This window comes from Halomonas sp. S3-1-1, assembly GCF_023757625.1.
GTDB lineage: Bacteria > Pseudomonadota > Gammaproteobacteria > Pseudomonadales > Halomonadaceae > Vreelandella.
Map to the genome: position 1 here is coordinate 573,503 of NZ_JALGBZ010000003.1, position 17,639 is coordinate 591,141.

Here is a 17,639-nt window from a genome sequence, read left to right on the forward strand (position 1 = left end):
TTATTCGTTTTTTTCACTTCTTGATAACGGCGTACCGGGCTAAATCTTGAGTAAAAATGTCGACATTTTTTGATTTAATCTGCCAAATAAATTTATTTTTAGAAATTGTTAATACTTTCTTTCGATACAAGTAATGACGCCGTGTAGCCTACCGCGCCCGCTCCAGGCTCTGCACCGTCAGATCCAGTGCCTTGTATATGTCGAGTCGGGCCGACAAGCCAATATCCGGATGCGTCAGGTTGTTGGCGCGCTCCGAAGGCAGGATCGGTGCCGTGAGGTCATCCGCGTCGGTGGGTTCGAAATCGAACTCCTCGCCGATCGGCAGAGCGCTTCGGCGCAAAAGGATGCGCAGCTGCGCCGGCGTCAGGGTCGGGTCGATCGACATCATGGCCGCCAGCAATCCCGTCACCAGCGGCGTGGAGTAGGAGGTGCCGCAGTGCGGCTCACCCTGCTCGCCCTCGCGGGCCGTGGAGGCGCGCACGCAGGCGGCGGCGGTGATATCCACGCGCATGTCGATGTTCGAGGCGTCGCGCTTGATCGCGTAGCGGGCGTCCTCGACGGCGACCTCTTCGCCGCTTCGCTCGTGGCCGCCGACCACGAACAGCTGATCGGTGACGAAGGAGGAGGGCAGGCGGTAGTCGTCGCGCCCCGAAAACGACGAGGCGTTGCCCGCCGAGTTCACCACCACCACGTCCGGGTGCTCGCGGCGTAGCCACAAAAAGAACTCCTCGAGCAGCTCCTCGTAGCCATCCATGGCGATACCGGAGCGCACCAGCGAGTCGACCTCGTCGCCGTTGATATCGACGGTGCCTACGCGGTGGATGCCCCAGCTCCAGTTGAGGATGCGGGCGCCGTTTTCCACCAGGTTGACCGAAGCGGCCACGTTGGCGGTGATGCCGGCATCCGAGCCGCGATCGACGATGACGTCGAAGCCGGGGCCGACGCTATCGAGCCCGCGCAGAAAGCCGCTGTTGCCGCCTTCGTTCCAGGCGGCCGCCAGAATGCCCGCCACCGTGGTGCCGTGGCCGTCTGGTTCGGCGGCGTCGGTGGCGTAAACGCAGGTGCGCGTCGCGTTTTGGCGGCAGTCGCCCAGGTAGTCGGCGAAGTCGGGGGTGTCGAAATCAACGTTGCGCTCGATGACGCCGATACGCACGGGGTGAGTCTCGACATCGTCGTGATCCGGGTTCAGACGCCGCTGATAAAAGTTCACCGCGTCCAGAAAACGGTTCGCCGCCCACTGCTGGTCGTGAGCCTCGGGTGGGGCGCTGGCGTCCTGCTCGATATTTCCTTCAGTACTTCTTTCAGCACTTTCTTCAGTACCTTCTTCGATACTTTCTTCAGCATTCGATTCCTCCACCACCACGGCATCCACGCTGAGCTCGCTGCCGAGCCTAAGCACCAGCGCGTCGCGGGCGTCCAGGTCCTCGGCGGGTAGGCGCAGCTGGTAGGTGTTGAGCGGCGGGATCTGGCCGACGACCTCGGCGTCGTACTTCTCGGCCAGCCGCTGCGCCTCTTCCAGGCCGTCGTACTCCTCTTCGATGATCAGGCTGATCAGATCGACGTAGCTGGTGACGCCGTCCATGTTCTCGGCGACTTCGTCGTCGGTGGCGGCGATCACGTGGCTGCCTTGCAGGCTCAGCCAGACCGGGTTGCTTTGACGCTGGTGCTGTTCGAGCCATAGCGGGGCGCTTTGTGCATTACCACCCAGCGTGATGCGAAGCGCCTGATCCTCGCGCTCAATGCGCTCCGGCGCCAGCGGCGTACCGTCGAACGAGACCTGGAGCGGCGCACGCTCGAGACCGGCGACACTGACGCAGAACGTTCGGGTCGCTTGGTTGAACAGGTCTCCGCAGCGCTGGAGATGTTCGATACGCAGCGGCGCTTGGGCGTTGGCGAGAGAAGAAGCGAGTGCCAAGGCGGTGGCCAGCGGCAGGGCAAGAGAGTTGACGGCCATGTCAAGGCTTCCTGTGTGTCCATGAAAGCGCTCGAGCATAACTGCGCTGATTTAACCGAACATGAATGCGCTGCCGGGCTGGTCGTGGCTTAAGCCCAGACGCCCAGCTGGCGGCGATGGGTCATCTGCGCCTGTGTCGCGCTGATGGGCTGCAGGCGGACCTGGGCACCGGGTAAGCATTGAGCGAGCCGCGCGCAGGCGCTGGGGGTGAGCGCGCCGATGCGCGGGTACCCACCAATAGTCTGGCGGTCGTTCATCAGCACGATGGGCTGACCGTCCGGTGGAATCTGCACGCCCCCCAGCGGAATGCCCTCCGAAACGATGCCCGAAAGCGCGCTGTCAAGCGGCGAGCCGGTCAGGCGAATACCCATGCGATCGGCGCGCTGGTCCACCGTCCAGGTTTGGTTGAATGCCTGATAGAGGCTGCGCCCGGCGAACTGCGCTGCTTGGGAGCCCAGTACGATCGGCAGCGCGCACACCGGTCGGGGGAGTGGCAGTTGAACACCGCGTGGCAGGAAACGCGGCGCGAGTTCGCTGCCCTGCCAGACAAGGCGGTCGCCGGCTTGCAATGGACGGCCATCATCGTGCAGCCCGCCTATCTGCTCGCGTGCCGTACAGGCACGGCTGCCCAGTACCTCGGGCGCGATCAGCCCGCCCGGAAACGCCAGGTATGTTCGAAGCCCGTCCTTGGGCTGGCGAAAGCTCAGGCGCTGGCCGGGGGCCAGGGTGAACGTGCCCCGTGCGGTAAGCGGCTTGTCGTCGAGACGCGCCTCCAGATCGGCGCCGACCAGGGCGAGTGTGACCTCGACCTCGGCTTCGAGCGTCAGGTTGCCGCCCATGACGATTTCCAGTGCAGCGTTTTCCGGCGAATTGCCCAGCAGCCAGTTGGCCCAGCGGCAGGAGATCCAATCGGCGGCACCGCCTTGAGTCACGCCCAGATGGCTGACGCCAAAACGCCCCGCATCCTGGATCAAGGCGAGCGGACCAGCCTGCTTAACGAATAGTCCCGGGGTCATGCGCGTTCCTCCAGCGGGGTGGTATCGCCGCCGTCGGCTTCGAAATCGGCTTTCGAGATTGCCCTGAATCGCACCTTGTCGCCGGGGCGCAGCAGCGGTTCGCCTTGGCGGGCGTATTCGAAAAGCGGCACCGCAGTGCGGCCTAGAATATTCCAGCCACCGGGTGAGAGCAGTGGATAGATCGCGGTCTGACGATCAGCGATACCAACGCTACCCGCTGCGACTCGCTTTCTGGGGGTGGCGAGCCGTGGCGTGGCGAGTGCCTCTTCCACCAGTCCCATGAAACCGTAGCCTGGTGCGAAGCCCAACGCGAACACGCAATAGTCATGCTCACAGTGGCGTCGTATCAACGCCTCCACGCTCATTCCGGCGCTGCCCGCCACTCGTTGAAGCTCCGGGCCCACACTCTCGTCGTACCATACCGGAATCGAATGCAAACGGCCGTACTCTGTATCCGCTGGGGTCAGGTGATTGAGGGCGTGGCGAATTTTGCTGGATGCTTCGCAGAACGAAAGTCGCGTGCAGTCGTACTGCAGCAGCAGTGTCGTGTAGGAGGGCGTCAGATCGATCAAGTTGCCCTCGAAGGCCTGACGCAGCTCACGCTCCGCCGCGATGATCCAAGCCATGTTGTCCTCGTTGATGGTGTCGAACAGGCGCACCGTTATCGCGTCCATGGCCGCGGTTTCAAGGCGCACTCTCACGCTGACTCCAACGCGTTGAAGGCCTCGCGAATGGCCCGCACCGCGGCCACGGATTCCGGGTTGTCGCCGTGTACGCAAAGCGTGTCGCTTGCAAGCGTCAACGGCGTGCCGTCGCGGGCGATCAGCGGCTCGTTCTTGGCCAGCGCCACGGCTTGGGCCACGATGGTCTTTCGGTCATGGTGCACCGCTCCTGCCAGCTGGCGCGATACCAGGTGCCCGTTGGCCTCGTAGGCGCGGTCGGCGAAGGTCTCGAACCAGAGTATGACGCCCACCTCGTCGGCCAGCGCCCGCTGGCTCTCGGTGTCGGCGGTTGACATCACCATGAGAGGGAGCGTGGCGTCGAAGGCGCGCACGGCTCGCAGCGCGCCTTCGAGCAGCGTCGAATCAGCGGCCATGTCGTTATACAGGGCGCCATGTGGCTTGATGTAGGCAAGCTCGGCGCCTTCGGCTCGGCAAATACCGGAAAGCGCGCCTGTTTGATAGAGAATCATGTCCTCTACCTCGGCGGCGGAGCAGGCCATGGAGCGCCGCCCAAACCCCATCAGATCTGGATAGCCCGGGTGGGCGCCGATGAGTACGCCGTGCTCGGCGGCCAGCGCAACGGTGCGACGCATCACGTGAGGATCTGAGGCGTGATAGCCACAGGCGATGTTGGCGCAGTCAACGAACGGCATCACCTCGGCGTCCAGCCCCAAGTGCCAGTTGCCGAAGCTTTCGCCCATATCGCAATTGAGTTGAGGGAGTATTGTGTTCATTGTTGACTCTCCTGTTGGCATCGATCAGCGCGGCGTGGCGGGAAGTGTCAGCGACTGATAGCTCTGGTAGGCACTCATGACGGTTTCGTACTGCACCTGATGGGCCATCGTGAAATCCTGGCCGTAGATCGTCTCGTCCGGATACTCGGTAATCAACTGAAGCGGCGTGAGCTGAGTATCGTCGCAGGTCAGCAGGTAAGGTATATCGTGGCGCACGGCGAATGCCAAGCGCCCGGCGTGAGCTTCAAACGCCGTGATCTGGCCGCGGTTGTAGTCGACCAGCCCCGGTACCGTCGACAAATGCGCCGTGACTGCCTCGAGCAGCGCTTCGGCCTGCGCTTGCCAAGGTCTGTGGTAACGAATGACGAGAAAGAACCCCTTGGGAATCGACCAGAGCTCGAAGTTGCGCGGCACGTAGCCGGTCAACGGGCGGGTCCACTCGTGGGCCGGATAGCCGTGCAGATTTATATGTAGCTGCGCACCGCTTACTAAGCGAGCGCGTTCACGAATGGCCAGCTCGAACTCGCCGCCTGCAGGTTGAGCTTGCAGATCACTGCCGAAGGCCGTGTAGCGAGCGGCGTGATGCATGTGGGTCGGTTGCTCGGCGACCAGACGCTGCTGCAGGCGATAGCCGTCCGGGTTCTCCAGCGGTGAAAGCACGAAATGGGCCGCGGGTGTCAGGGCAAGATCGCGCCCCGCGCGCAGCGCCGCCACGATGCCCGAGGGCTCGTTGGCGTGCTGGGCGGCGCTGATCATTACTGGTCGATCATCGCCCTGGCGATAGCGCGCTCGCAGAGTACGTCCGCTGCGGCTTTTTGCGTGAATCAGCGTGCCCTCGATGCTTTCCAGCTGGGTCTGGATCCGGGCCACACTCAGCGGATGTTCGACGCGATCGAGAGGCGTTGCGGAATCATCCGTCGAGGCCTCGTCGGTCGAGAGTGCGCGTAGCGTGATCGACAGCGCCGGCGACGCGCCGGGGCGGGTCTTGATCTCCGGCACGATTTGGCCTGGCTGGATCGAGCGATCTCCCAGCGGCAGGCCGGCAAGGCGCTGGTAGACCTCCAGCAGCGAGAAATAGAGCTCCTCGTGAAGCGCTTCAGCCAGGCTTATATGCTCTAGCCCGAAGGGCAGTGGTATATCTTGGCATGGCAGGGTGACGCTGATGTTCAGCTCGTCGAAAAACGGCTGTTCGGCAGGCCACTCGGCTTGGGTGACGGCGTTCATGGCCGCCTCGAAGAGACGAACGTAATCGCATGTGAAAGAGGCGCTTTCGTGCTTGCCATCACTCCCTTGCCAGTCGATCCAGGCGCAAGGCGAGAGCAGCCAAGCTTGCACGTGATCCTGATGGTAGCGATTGGGCGCCGCGACCTGCACCGTCTTCCGGATGCCATCCTCGTCGGTCAGCTCGAGTTCATAGTAATAGAGCGCGGTGTGCGACGGGACGTCGATGGCTTCCCAACTCAGCTCGACCTTCTCGCCGAGCAGCCCTGCAAGCGGATAGGCTTCGAGAAGAAACCGCTTGGGCGTTTCTGTTGGCGCTGGATAGCGAACGTGCAGTGCGCGCAGTCCATGGGTGTCGAGCTCTTCGATCGCGTAATGTACTAGGGGTTTATAGGCGCTGTGAAAGCGCGCGTCGATTCCATGGGTGGCCAAGGCCTGTTCAGCGCGCCGGCGAGCGGTTGGATCATCGAAAACCCAAGCGTTGAGCGTATCTCCGGGGGCGAGCGTATCCTGGTAGTGCCCGACGAGCGCATCGACGCTACGCTCAAAGGTAGTTTCCAGCAGTGTGATCATCGTGAGGTCCGTCCTGTGGGGTCCAGGGTGTCGCGTAGCCAGTCACCCAGCAGGTTGAGGCCCAGCACGGTGAGCAGGATTGCCACGCCTGGGAAGACGCTGACCCACCAGGCGGTCTGTAGATAGGTACGACCCTCGGCGAGCATGCCGCCCCAGCTCGGGATGACTGGATCGACCCCCAGGCCCAGAAAGGTCAGGCTGCTTTCCAGCAGAATGTTGTTGGCCACGTTTAACGTCATCAGCACGATGACCGGGCCCAGCAAGTTGGGCAGCAGGTGTTGAAACAGGATGCGCCAGTCCCGCACGCCGATCGCTTGGGCCGAAAGGATGAACTCCCGATCCTTGAGCGAAAGCACCGATCCACGCACCAAGCGCGCGTACTGTACCCACTGTGAGATGATCAACAAAATGATCATGTTGGTCAGCCCCCCGCCGATCACCGCGATGAAGGTGATTGCCAGCAGGATGAAGGGCAGGGCGAGCTGCACATCGGCAAAGCGCATCACCACCATGTCGATGATACCGCCGTAGTAGCCGGACAAAAGGCCCATGACGATGCCCAGCGCCACCGCGCCGAGGGCCGAATAGAACCCTACCTTGAGCGATATTTCGCCGCCAATGATCACTCGCGCCAGCACGTCGCGCCCTAGCGGGTCAGTGCCCAGCGGAAAGCTACCGTCCGTTAGCGGCGCAGTGAGACGCATGGCGAGGTTGACGCCACCGCCCCCATCGGGGAATAGAAAGCCCGACAGCAGCACTGCGAGGCCGATACTGCCCACAAGCACGGCGCCCAGGATGAACTCAAGGCTCTTAAAACGTTGCAGATTCGAAAACCTAAATGAACGTGAATTCGACGACATGGGGGCCCCTAGCTCTTGCGCACGCGGGGATCAACGAAGCCGTAGGCGACGTCGACCAGCAGATTGATGGAGATGATCAGCAGCGACAGCACCGTGATCACGCCCTGCAGCACCGGATAATCGCGCGCCGCCACCGCATCGAAGGCCAGCGTGCCGAGCCCGGGCCAGTTGAACACGCGCTCGACCACTACGATGCCGCCCAAAAGCCCGCCGAACTGCAGGCCGAAGTAAGTGATCAGCGGAATTGAGCAGTTGCGCAGCGCGTGCTTGTAAAGCACCACCGAATTGGAAAGCCCCTTGGCGCGCGCTACCATGATGTACTGCGAGCGCAGCGTGTCCAGCATAGTGGTGCGCACTAAGCGCACGTTGGTCGCGGTGAGGATGATACCCATCGTCGCGGCGGGCATGATGAAACTCTGCCAGCCTTCCATGCCGCTGGGGGGGAGCAGGTTGAAAGTGATGGATAAAAGCAGCACCAGCATGATGGCCAGCCAGAAATTGGGAAAGGAGAGGCCGACCAGCGAAACGATGCGTATCACCTGGTCGGGCCATCGTCCACGGGAGACCGCCGCCGTTACGCCTAGCGGAATCGACAAAGCGATGGAGACGAACAGCGAGGCGAATGCCAGTGACAAGGTCGCTGGCAGCGCTCGTCCGATCAACTCGCCGACCGGTGTGCCGCCCATGAAGCTGCGGCCGAGATCGCCGGTGCAAAGCCCTTTTAAGAATTCCAGATATTGCACCAGAAACGGTTGGTCGAGACCGAGTGCCTCGCGAATGCGCGCCAGATCGGCTTCAGTAATACTGCCCGCGCCCTGAGCCAGCATAACGGCGGGATCACCGGTCAGCCGAATCGCGAACGACACGATCAGTGTCACTGCTACGAGCACGAACAGTGCTTGCAGCAGACGATAGAAAAGAAACTTGGCCACGTGGCCTCCCCTCGAAAAACAGGCGGCCGCCGCCCTGAAAGAGGCGGCGGTTTAGGCTTACTCGGTAACGTCGACGTCAGTGAGGCGAATCCGGCTATCCGGCGCGGGTTCGAAGTTCTCGACCCGGCTACTAACACCGTACAGCGCGTTCAGGCTGTAAAGCGGCATTTCCAGAGCCCGCTCCTTGGTATAGCGAGCAACGGACTGCAGTAGAGTTTCGCGTTCTCCACGGTCGGTGATACTGCGCTGGCTCTCGAGCATCTCGTCCAGCGTGGTATCGCTGTCGTAGGGGTTCCAGCGCTCATCCGTGTGATACATCAGGTAGGCGGTGTTGTCGAAATCGAAGGTCCAGCCGCCCCATTTTTGCTGAAACATAGCGCCGGTACGCCCGGCGGGAATGATGTCGTTGAGCAGCACATTGGTTTCGTAGGGCTGGATAGAAGCATTGAGACCCACGCCCTGCAGGTAGGCTGCGACGACCTGGGCCACTTCGGCGAAAGTAGCGTCATTACCGCGGATATCGATTTGAAGCGAGGTGCCGGGCTCGACTCCCGCCTCGGCGAGCAATTCCTGGGCACGCTGAGGGTCGAAGGGATAGGGCTCGAGCTCGGGATCGAACCCGAAGGACTGTTCGCCCTGGAAGCTTGCGATCACGTTGCCTTCACCCGCCAGAATCGAGTCTACGATCGCCTGACGGTCGACCGCCATGATGATTGCCTGGCGAACCCGCTCATCGGCGGTGATACCCGACTGAGTATTGAAGCGCAGCGCTTCTACGGTGGGAGAGGCGACGCTAACGACCTCGGTATCAGGATGATTGTTGATCGAATCGATCATGCCGATGGGAATGGTCGGCGGCAGTACGATGTCTACCCGGCCGGATTGCAGCTCGGCCACCGCAGTGGATGGCTCTGAGATAAAACGGTAGGTGACGCTGTCGAGTTTCGGAGCCCCACTCCAGTGATCGGCGAAGGCTTCAAGCTTTACATCAGAGCGCGGTGTGTACTCGACCACCTGAAACGGCCCGGTACCTACCGGATGCGTATTGAAGTAGTCATCGCCGTGCTCTTCAATGTAGCCAGGCGGTACGATCATGGCACCATAACCAGCCAGCTTGGTCAGCAGTACCGGGTCCGGCTGATTGAGAAAGAAGTCGACGGTATAGTCGTCGATGACATCGACACGGGAAATTGATGTGTAGTTGGAGCGCTGAGGCCCGCGAGCGCCCTCTTCACCGAGTAGACGATCAAAGGTGAACTTAACGGCCTCGGCGTTAAAAGGCTCGCCGTTATGAAAGACGACGCCTTCTCGCAGTATGAAGCGGATACGATTGCCGTCGTCCAGCTCTTCCCAATTAGTGGCAAGCCCCGGCACCAGCTCAAGATCCGGACCGCGATAGGTTAGTCCATCGAAAATGTTGGTGGCCACCGATGCCCAATTGACGAGGAACGTGTCGATCGGGTCCCAACTGCCGGGATCCTGAGGGGAAGCAATGGTCAACGAGCCTGCATGGCTACTGGACGCGGCGGCCATGGCCGCGGCAAGGGTGCAGGCTTTAAACAGCGTTGTCTTTTTCATTGATCGTTTTCTCTGCGGTTGTTTTTGAGGTATAGAACGAAGCACTACAAACGCGACGAGGTGCTGCCGCGGGAGACGAAATGGCCAGCAGCTATCTCGTCGAGAGGATGAACGGTGGGTTCGTCGCCCACCCGACGAATCGGGCTTGGAATATCGCCGTCCATCAGTAGGTGCTCGCGACGATGATGTGGGTCGGCCACCGGCACCGCCGACAAGAGCTTGCGGGTATAGTCGTGCTGAGGTGCGTCGAAAACCCGCTGTCGAGATCCCATTTCGACGATCTGCCCCAAGTGCAGCACGGCCACGCGGTGGCTGATCTTTTCTACCACGGCCATATCATGGCTGATGAACAGATACGCGAGACCCTCTTCGCGCTGTAACTGCATCATCAGGTGGATGATCTGCGCCTGAATGGACACATCCAGCGCTGACAGCGCTTCATCGGCAACGATCAGCTTAGGCTTGGAGGCCAAGGCGCGGGCGATACAGATGCGCTGACGCTGCCCGCCGGAAAACTCGTGAGGGTAGCGTTTTGCGTGTTCTGGTGTGAGGCCCACGCGCTCAAGAAGCTCGCTGACCCGGTTCTTGATGCGCTGGCCATCACCCATCAGGCGGTGGGTATGGATAGGCTCGGCGATCGAGAAACCTACCGTTTTGCGCGGATCGAGCGAGGCGAAGGGGTCCTGGAAGATGTACTGTACTTGCTGACGCAGTTTCATCTTTTCTGCGCGGGACATCCGCGCCACGGGCTGGCCGCTGAAAACGATATCGCCGCTAGTGCTCTCCTGCAGTTGCTGGATGGTGCGCCCGATAGTGGATTTGCCGGAACCCGACTCGCCCACCAGCGCCAACGTCTCGCCTGGGTAGATATCGAAACTGACATTCTCGACGGCGTGTACGCGGTGGCTCACCCCACCGAAAAAGCCTTTATGGATGTCGAAACGCGTGACGAGATTGCGCACGCTGACCACCGGAGTGTCCTGTAAGCGTACGGTGTTCTGCAGCGTAGACTCGCCCTCACTGAAGACTTTATCGCCATCGAAGATCACCAAGGGTTCGGCCCGGGGGAGAGCCTCCCCTTGCATGCTACCCAATGTCGGTACCGCTGCCAGCAACGCTTGGGTGTAGGGCTTTTGTGGCGTCGCGAAAAGCGTGGTGACATCCGCTTCCTCGACTTTTTCGCCATTGCGCATCACCACCACGTGATCGGCTACCTCCGCCACTACGCCCATATCGTGGGTGATGAAGATCACCGCCATGCCAAGCTCTTTTTGCAGATCCTTGATGATGGCGAGAATCTGCGCCTGGATAGTAACGTCGAGCGCCGTGGTGGGCTCGTCGGCTACTAGTACCTTGGGCTTGCAGGCCAGCGCCATGGCGATCATCACACGCTGCCGCATTCCACCGGAAAGCTGGTGGGGATAGCGTTTCAAGAGCGACTCGGCATCGGCCAGGCGCACTAGACGCAGCAAGCGCAGCGCCTCTTCACGAGCCGTGGCGCGAGTGTAGTCGCCGTGGAGTAGAAGCACTTCAGTGATCTGGTCGCCCACTGTATAGACCGGGTTGAGCGAGGTCATCGGCTCCTGGAAGATCATCGAGATCTCCTTGCCACGCAGCTTGCGCATTTCCTTGTCGGATAATGTGGTCAGATCCAGCGCCGTGTTGTCGCTTGTGCTGCGAAACAGAATGTGGCCTTGGGTAATATCGGCGTTGAGGTAGTGAACTAGCCCCATTATGGCCAACGATGTCATCGACTTACCTGATCCTGACTCGCCAACGATCGCGAGAGTCTTGCCAGCGTAAAGATCGAACGAGAGATCCTTGACGACACGATTGGGCCCGAACGCGATATCGAGCGATTGAACGGAGAGCAGAGGTGTTGATGACACGTAGTTACCTGTACTTTTTATATAATTTATCTAGAAATTATCTGCATGGTGTTTGAGTGTCAATCGGGTATTGCGTATTAAAGTTCTATGAATGCCTCCATTTGCAAGACGGACAGTGTTTGCCAAACCTCGCTCAAAAGGCTGATCATGGCATTTCTCGACTTTTTTGACCGACTCAATAAACTTCTAAAAATCAATCATGAAGAGCATGCCAATGAGTAATGAAAGCCCGCCTTCGCCCGCCAGGCGAGGACCTATCGTGTCGTCAGAGCACCTGTCCCATAGCGCGCAGGAGTTGTCCGAGTTCGAGTTCGGACTGATCATTTCGAGTAATGCTTTCAATCGCTGGATGGTGCGCTGCATGACTGCAACGGGTTACCCAGAGCTTGGGTCGCTGGATGTATTGGTGTTGCACAGTGTCAATCATCGGGCGCGCGCTAAACGCCAAGGCGATATCTGCTTGGTACTGAACGTCGAGGACACCCATACGGTGACCTATGCGCTGCGTAAACTGGTGAAACTCGAATTGGTCGTAGGTGAAAAGCAGGGCAAGGAGACGCTTTTCCGCGCAACCGAGCAGGGTCGCAAAGCGTGCAAACGTTACGCTGAAATCCGCGAAGCGTGTCTGATTGAGTCACTGGATTCCATGGGGATCGAGCGCAGCGAAATCAGTCGATTGGCTAGCATCTTACGAGCGATGTCCGGCCTTTATGATCAGGCGGCGCGCTCGGCAGCGTCGCTCTAATGTCATACGTGACAAGTCATTTGAGGTTTTTTCAGGATATGTTTTACGTAGGCTGTAGCTAATAGCAATCTTGAAACCCCTAAGCGGCGCGGCAAATACCGGCCAGCGGCCCAGTCGGATAGATCATTATGTCCTCGACTTCGCCGGCAGAGCAGGCCATGGACGCCGCCCGAATCTCATTAGATCCGTATATCGCCGATAGGCAGCGATTCGCACGCCGTACTGGGCGTCCAGCCCCAGGCGCCAGTTGCCGAAGCTTTCGCCCATGTCGCAGTTGAGCAGGGGAAGGGCCATGGTGTCTCCTGTCGCGGTGTTGAAGGCAGTGAATGCTGTTTTGACGTCTTTCCAATATAGGGGAGAGGCTTTTTTGATTGCCAGCCATTTTTCCGCGGATGCTATCGTATTGAAACGCCGGGCAATGCTGGCCGGCGGTGCGAAGCGTTGAAATAACGCACGATATTAGCGCCTACACTGAGACAACCGGGCTGCCCGTTTGAGCCTTGATGCCCGCCGACATGGGATCCAAGAGGGTTTTGACGATGGTTTTCAAGCCCGTTGGCGCGTCTTTTGGCGTGATGCAAGCGAGCCGCTCGATGGCTGCGCTTTTTGGCCTTGAAGTTGCATCGACATCGTATTCACATTCATATTCGAGTGTGTGATTTAAAAACAACGACCCGACAGGGAACAAGAGGAACTATCCATGCGTATTAGTGCCACCCAATCGCTGCTGCTGATATCTGCTTGCGCTTTCGCCTCGAGCGTACAAGCCGCGCAGTGGACCATGGCGACGCCTTACGGCGATGCCAGCTTTCACACTCAAAACACCAAGCAGTTCGCCGAGGACGTTGCCGAGGCGACGGACGGTGAGCTGACCATCACCGTTCACAGCGGCGGCTCGCTGGTGGCGCATGGCGAAATCAAGCCGTCGGTGCGTCGCGGCACTATCGATGCCGGCGAAGTTTTCCTGTCGGTGCTCTCCAACGATGATCCGATTTTTGAAGTGGATACGCTGCCCGGTGTGGCTGGAAGCTACGACGAGGCCTTTGCGCTTTGGCAGGCGACCAAGCCAATGATCACCGAGCTCTTTGCCGAGGAAGGCCTGATTCCGCTCTACGCGGTGGCTTGGCCCGCCCAAGGGATTTACACCAGCGAGCCGTTGACCGACCCGGCGCAGTTCGAAGGGCTGCGTGTACGCGCCCCGAACATCAATACCCAACGCTTTGTCAGCAACCTGGGCGGCAGCCCCACCGAGACCGAGGAGTCGGACATTCCCACCGCCTTCAGCACCGGCCGGGTGGATGCGATGATCACCTCGAGTTCGACGGGCAACGCCATGACGGCCTGGGACTACGTCTCGGATTACACCGACGCCAACCTGTGGCTGCCGAAAAACATAGTGTTCATCAGTCAGCGAAGCTTCGACCGCCTGGACGAAGAGACTCAAAGCGCACTAATGGACGCGGCAGTCCGGGCCGAGGAGCGCGGCTGGGAAGCGAGCCGTGAAGATAACCAAATGAGCCTCGAGGCACTTGAGGAGAACGGTATCGCGGTTTCCCAGCCCAACGAAGAGGTCTCGGCAGCGTTACAGCGCGCCGGCGACACGCTGTTCGAGGACTGGCGCTCACGGGCGGATGACGAGGCCGAGCAGGCGCTAAGTGACTACCGTGAACAGGTCGGCCAATAACAGGTCGGTCGATAATAAACCGGTCGAGAACAAGCCCGCTGAAACTCAACTGATCGCCAAGTCGACGAGCCAGGCATGAGCTTTACGCCAGTGCCTGGCATCGGCGTTTTTACGAGGCCCTGTCATGGTGTTCAAACTCGATAAGCTCTACCGGCTCGGCGCTTGGGGCGCGGCGGCGTGCATGATCGCGATCTGTACGCTGGTAACGCTTCAGGTGCTGTTTCGCTTGCTGGATGCGCTGCTGATACTGGTCGGGCAGAACCGGCTCGGCATTAGTATCACCGGCGTTTCCGAAATGGCGGCGTATCTGCTGGTAGGCGCCACGTTTTTAGGGCTGGCCTACACCTTTACCCACCACGCACACATTCGCGTGACGCTTGTGATTGCCCGGCTGCCTGCGCGGCTGCGCGTGTGGTTTGAGGTGTTTGGGCTGCTCGTCGCGCTGATCATAAGCGTGATGCTTTGTTATGGGCTTTCGAGCCTTGCCCGCGAAAGCCTTGAGTATAACGACGTATCCTCGGGTTTTTTATCGCTGCCGCTGTGGATACCCCAAAGCGTGCTGATTCTGGGCGTAGCGCTTCTTTGCTTGGCGCTCATGGAGGCGCTGCTCATGGCCGTGCGCATCGGCGTGCGTGACCCGGCAAGCTTTCGCGAGGCGACGGCCACTGACGACAGCGAGATGCACTGATCATGGCTCACTATGTTTCACGAACCCACAAGTTTCCACGACCCCACAAGGCTGACTCAAGTCAACGAGCGCGCATGATCGAGAACGACACAGAAAGGGAGACGCGCTCGTGCTACTACTCAGCCTGATAACGCTGGTCACGCTCTTTGCGCTGCTGGGAAGCGGCGTCTGGGTTGCCTTCGCGCTCATGGGAACGGCCTGGATTGCGCTTGCGTTTTTCAGCCCGTTTGATCCCAACCCGATACTGGCTTCGGATTTCTGGGGCGCCAGCTACGGCTGGGATTTGACTGCGCTTCCGATGTTCATCTGGATGGGCGAGATCCTCTTTCGCTCCGGGCTTGCCGACAACATGTTTCGCGGCCTCTCGCCCTGGCTGAATCGGCTGCCCGGGCGCCTTTTGCATACCAACATCATCGGTAGCGGTCTGTTTGCCGCGGTCTGCGGCTCCTCGGCGGCCACCTGCGCCACCGTCGGTAAAATGACGCTGCCGGAGCTCGAGCGGCGCGGCTACGACAGCAATATGGCGATCGGCACGCTCGCCAGCGCCTCGACGCTGGGGCTATTGATTCCACCTTCCATCGTGCTGATCGTTTACGGGGTAGTGACGGAGCAGTCGATTTCGCGGCTGTTCATGGCGGGCATCGGGCCGGGGTTGATGATTCTGGCGCTGTTCATGTGCTATCTGGTGCTCTGGGCGTTGATCAAGGGGCGCAAGGCGGGGCTGACCGGCGCCGACGAAGCCGATATGCCGCTTGCCCAAAAGCTACGCAACACCCTGGCGCTGATGCCGATTCTACTGCTGATTGGCGGTATCATCGCCTCGATTTACGCGGGTCTCGCTTCACCCACGGAGGCGGCGGCGGTGGGGGTGACGCTTTCGATCGTCATTGCGCGTATCAACGGCCATTTTAATCGCCGGATCTTTGCTGATTCGCTGTTTGCCGCCGTGCGCACGGCGTGCATGATCGCCTTCATCATCGCCGGCGCCTCGTTTTTGACCTCGGCGATGGGGTTTACTCAGGTCCCCATGCGCCTGGCGCAAGCCATCGGCGATATGGGGCTCTCACCGACGCAGCTACTAATCGCGCTGACGCTACTGCTGCTGGTGATGGGGTGCTTTCTGGACGGGATCTCGCTGATCCTGCTCGTGACCTCGATCATCATGCCTGTCATCAGCGCGGCCGGGTTCGATTTGATCTGGTTTGGTATCTATCTGGTGATCGTGGTGGAAATGTCCCAGATCACCCCGCCGGTAGGCTTCAATCTATTCGTGATCCAGAGCCTGACGGGCAAGGATATTCTGACGATTACACGCGCGACGCTGCCGTTTTTCCTGATGATGCTGCTGGCCATCGCGCTGATGCATCTCTTTCCCACGATCGCGCTCTATTTGCCTCGTGTGATGACAGGGTAGCCAGCGGCACGCCTTGATCACTGGCCGTAGATCGACACGCCGCTGCGCCCTGAGCGTTTAATGTTGTACATGCTTTGGTCGGCAGCGGCGATCAGTTCGTGTTCGCTTTCGAAGACGCCGTCTGCCATACAGGCGATGCCGATAGACACCGTGACATAAAGTGGCTTGATGTTGTCAAAAGCCATTGGCTCCTTTTCCAGTAACTGCATGATGCGCCGGGCAAGGCGCAGCGCTTTTTGCGCCGTTTCGTCGGGTAAGATGATCAAAAACTCTTCCCCACCGTAGCGTCCAGCTACATCGGAGGCGTCAACCAGCGACAAAAGCGCTTTGCCAAAGCACTGCAGTACCTCATCGCCGATGCGATGGCCGTAGCGGTCGTTGAGCGTCTTGAAGTGGTCAAGATCGATGAACACGACCGACATGATGCGCTGTTTCTGCCGGCATATCTCAAAGCGCTCCTTGAGCTGCTCTTCGAGCCAGGCACGGTTGGCCAACTGGGTTAGGGGATCGAGGCGGCTATGCTCGAGCAGGGCGTCGTGCTGCTTCTCGAGCTTATGAAAACGCTCCTGCTGCGCTTCAAGCCGAGCGCTGATCGACAGCGCGTGCTGAAAAAGTAGCTGCTTTGCCTCGCTCAATACGGACTGGCTCTCAATCGGGAGGGGGACCGCTAGTTTGAGAAGGTCGCTCAAAAGTTGAATTTGCTGATGCATACGATGAAAAAGCGATTCAAGCAGTGCAACGTGCTCCGACTGCGCCGAGGAGAGCTCGAACAGCAGGGTGGAGAAGGATTGAGGCGCATTGGGCGAAAGCCAGGCATCCGCTAGCGGCCCGGAAAAGCGTACACACAGCGCCACAGGATCTTCGGTGAAAACACTGTCGTGGCTTTCGTCGATAATATGTACCAGGCTTTCTGGAAGCCCCCACTTGGCCGCAAGCCAGGCACCGATGAGCGTGTGATCACAGCCAAATCGCTGGCGCTCCTCCTTGGCTAACTCCATATGTGACAAGTCACGCTGGGCGTAAAGCGCTTGAGCCTCTTCAGGATAGGCCATTTGAAGTGCCAGTATGCCGATATCCTGCAAAAGCGCTACGGTGAACACCTGGCCCAGACGCTCAGGGCAGCACTTTTGCGCCAACTGGCTGGCGATCGCCGCCGAGGCGATAGCACGCTGCCACGTTGGCAGGGCAATGTCGCTGGTCTGCTCATCCTTGAACAGCGCAAAGCTCAAAACGGTGGCAAGCGTAGCGTCGGTTCCCAGCCGCTGCGTCGCCTCGAAACTCGTGATGGCAGGGTTGGGCGAGCGTACGTGGTGTGCTGTGTTCGCTACGGCAATCAGGCGCGCCGTCAAGGCCGGGTCGTGTTCGATCACACCGGCATACTCCTTGAGCGAGGCGCTGGGCATGCGCGCAACTTCCAATACCTGCATCACCACGGCCGGGAGCGACGGGAGCGAAGCGGTCTGTCGTAGCGATCTACTTAGAAAACTGGGCAGCTTATCGGTCAAGGATTGATAAAGCGACTGACCCACCGCCGGGTGGCTCTTCATTTTTTCTCCATACGTACTGCCTTAGCGCAATAAGCGGTTATTATGAGTACTAGGCCAAAGGATATACTTTTAGGCGCGTCTC

15 protein-coding genes are annotated in these 17,639 nt (G+C 59.8%); 5 read left to right on the forward strand and 10 right to left on the reverse strand.

The window, feature by feature from the left end; translation table 11 throughout:
* Positions 1–148: 148 nt before the first annotated feature.
* From MQW23_RS11995 to MQW23_RS12035, 9 genes are all read right to left on the reverse strand, one after another.
* Positions 149–1,954 carry a S8/S53 family peptidase gene (locus MQW23_RS11995; RefSeq protein WP_252108325.1) on the reverse strand — a complete coding sequence of 602 codons (1,806 nt, stop codon included), beginning with the start codon at positions 1,952–1,954 and terminating at the stop codon, positions 149–151.
* Between the two features lie 89 nt (positions 1,955–2,043).
* The gene (locus MQW23_RS12000; protein ID WP_252108326.1) at positions 2,044–2,970 is read right to left on the reverse strand and encodes a 5-oxoprolinase subunit C family protein; all 927 of its coding nucleotides are present in this window, start codon (positions 2,968–2,970) and stop codon (positions 2,044–2,046) included.
* Positions 2,967–3,671, reverse strand: coding sequence for a 5-oxoprolinase subunit PxpB (gene pxpB / locus MQW23_RS12005; RefSeq protein WP_252108327.1), 705 nt, complete (start codon positions 3,669–3,671; stop codon positions 2,967–2,969). Before pxpB ends, MQW23_RS12000 begins: the two co-directional genes overlap by 4 nt.
* A complete protein-coding gene (locus MQW23_RS12010; RefSeq protein ID WP_252108328.1) occupies positions 3,668–4,426 on the reverse strand; it encodes a 5-oxoprolinase subunit PxpA in 759 nt (252 codons plus the stop codon). The genes pxpB and MQW23_RS12010 overlap by 4 nt, the downstream gene beginning before the upstream one ends.
* Before the next feature lie 24 nt (positions 4,427–4,450).
* Positions 4,451–6,220, reverse strand: coding sequence for a M14 family metallopeptidase (locus MQW23_RS12015; RefSeq protein ID WP_252108329.1), 1,770 nt, complete (start codon positions 6,218–6,220; stop codon positions 4,451–4,453).
* Positions 6,217–7,080 (reverse strand): ABC transporter permease, encoded by an 864-nt coding sequence (locus tag MQW23_RS12020; protein ID WP_252108330.1) that lies wholly within the window; start codon positions 7,078–7,080, stop codon positions 6,217–6,219. Before MQW23_RS12020 ends, MQW23_RS12015 begins: the two co-directional genes overlap by 4 nt.
* 8 nt (positions 7,081–7,088) lie before the next feature.
* On the reverse strand, positions 7,089–8,012 hold the full coding sequence (locus MQW23_RS12025; protein WP_252108331.1) for an ABC transporter permease: 924 nt from the start codon (positions 8,010–8,012) through the stop codon (positions 7,089–7,091).
* A 57-nt stretch (positions 8,013–8,069) separates the two neighbouring features.
* A complete protein-coding gene (locus tag MQW23_RS12030) occupies positions 8,070–9,590 on the reverse strand; it encodes an ABC transporter substrate-binding protein (protein WP_252108332.1) in 1,521 nt (506 codons plus the stop codon).
* 44 nt (positions 9,591–9,634) lie between these two features.
* Positions 9,635–11,479 (reverse strand): ABC transporter ATP-binding protein, encoded by a 1,845-nt coding sequence (locus MQW23_RS12035; RefSeq protein ID WP_252108333.1) that lies wholly within the window; start codon positions 11,477–11,479, stop codon positions 9,635–9,637.
* Between the two features lie 259 nt (positions 11,480–11,738).
* On the opposite strand from MQW23_RS12035, the gene MQW23_RS12040 reads away from it, so the two are divergent.
* The 5 genes from MQW23_RS12040 (at position 11,739) to MQW23_RS12060 (ending at position 16,010) form a co-directional block, all read left to right on the forward strand.
* A complete protein-coding gene (locus tag MQW23_RS12040; RefSeq protein WP_442908594.1) occupies positions 11,739–12,224 on the forward strand; it encodes a winged helix DNA-binding protein in 486 nt (161 codons plus the stop codon).
* Positions 12,225–12,516: 292 nt separating this feature from the next.
* Positions 12,517–12,669, forward strand: a complete 153-nt coding sequence (locus MQW23_RS12045; protein ID WP_252108335.1) for a hypothetical protein — start codon at positions 12,517–12,519, stop codon at positions 12,667–12,669.
* Between the two features lie 255 nt (positions 12,670–12,924).
* Entirely contained in the window at positions 12,925–13,908 is a 984-nt protein-coding gene (locus MQW23_RS12050) for a TRAP transporter substrate-binding protein (RefSeq protein ID WP_252108336.1), read from the forward strand.
* Between the two features lie 124 nt (positions 13,909–14,032).
* On the forward strand, positions 14,033–14,596 hold the full coding sequence (locus tag MQW23_RS12055) for a TRAP transporter small permease (RefSeq protein ID WP_252108337.1): 564 nt from the start codon (positions 14,033–14,035) through the stop codon (positions 14,594–14,596).
* Positions 14,597–14,705: 109 nt separating this feature from the next.
* A complete protein-coding gene (locus MQW23_RS12060) occupies positions 14,706–16,010 on the forward strand; it encodes a TRAP transporter large permease (protein WP_252108338.1) in 1,305 nt (434 codons plus the stop codon).
* A gap of 17 nt (positions 16,011–16,027) precedes the next feature.
* On the opposite strand, the gene MQW23_RS12065 is transcribed toward MQW23_RS12060, so the two are convergent.
* Entirely contained in the window at positions 16,028–17,557 is a 1,530-nt protein-coding gene (locus MQW23_RS12065) for a sensor domain-containing diguanylate cyclase (RefSeq protein WP_252108339.1), read from the reverse strand.
* Positions 17,558–17,639: the final 82 nt, after the last annotated feature.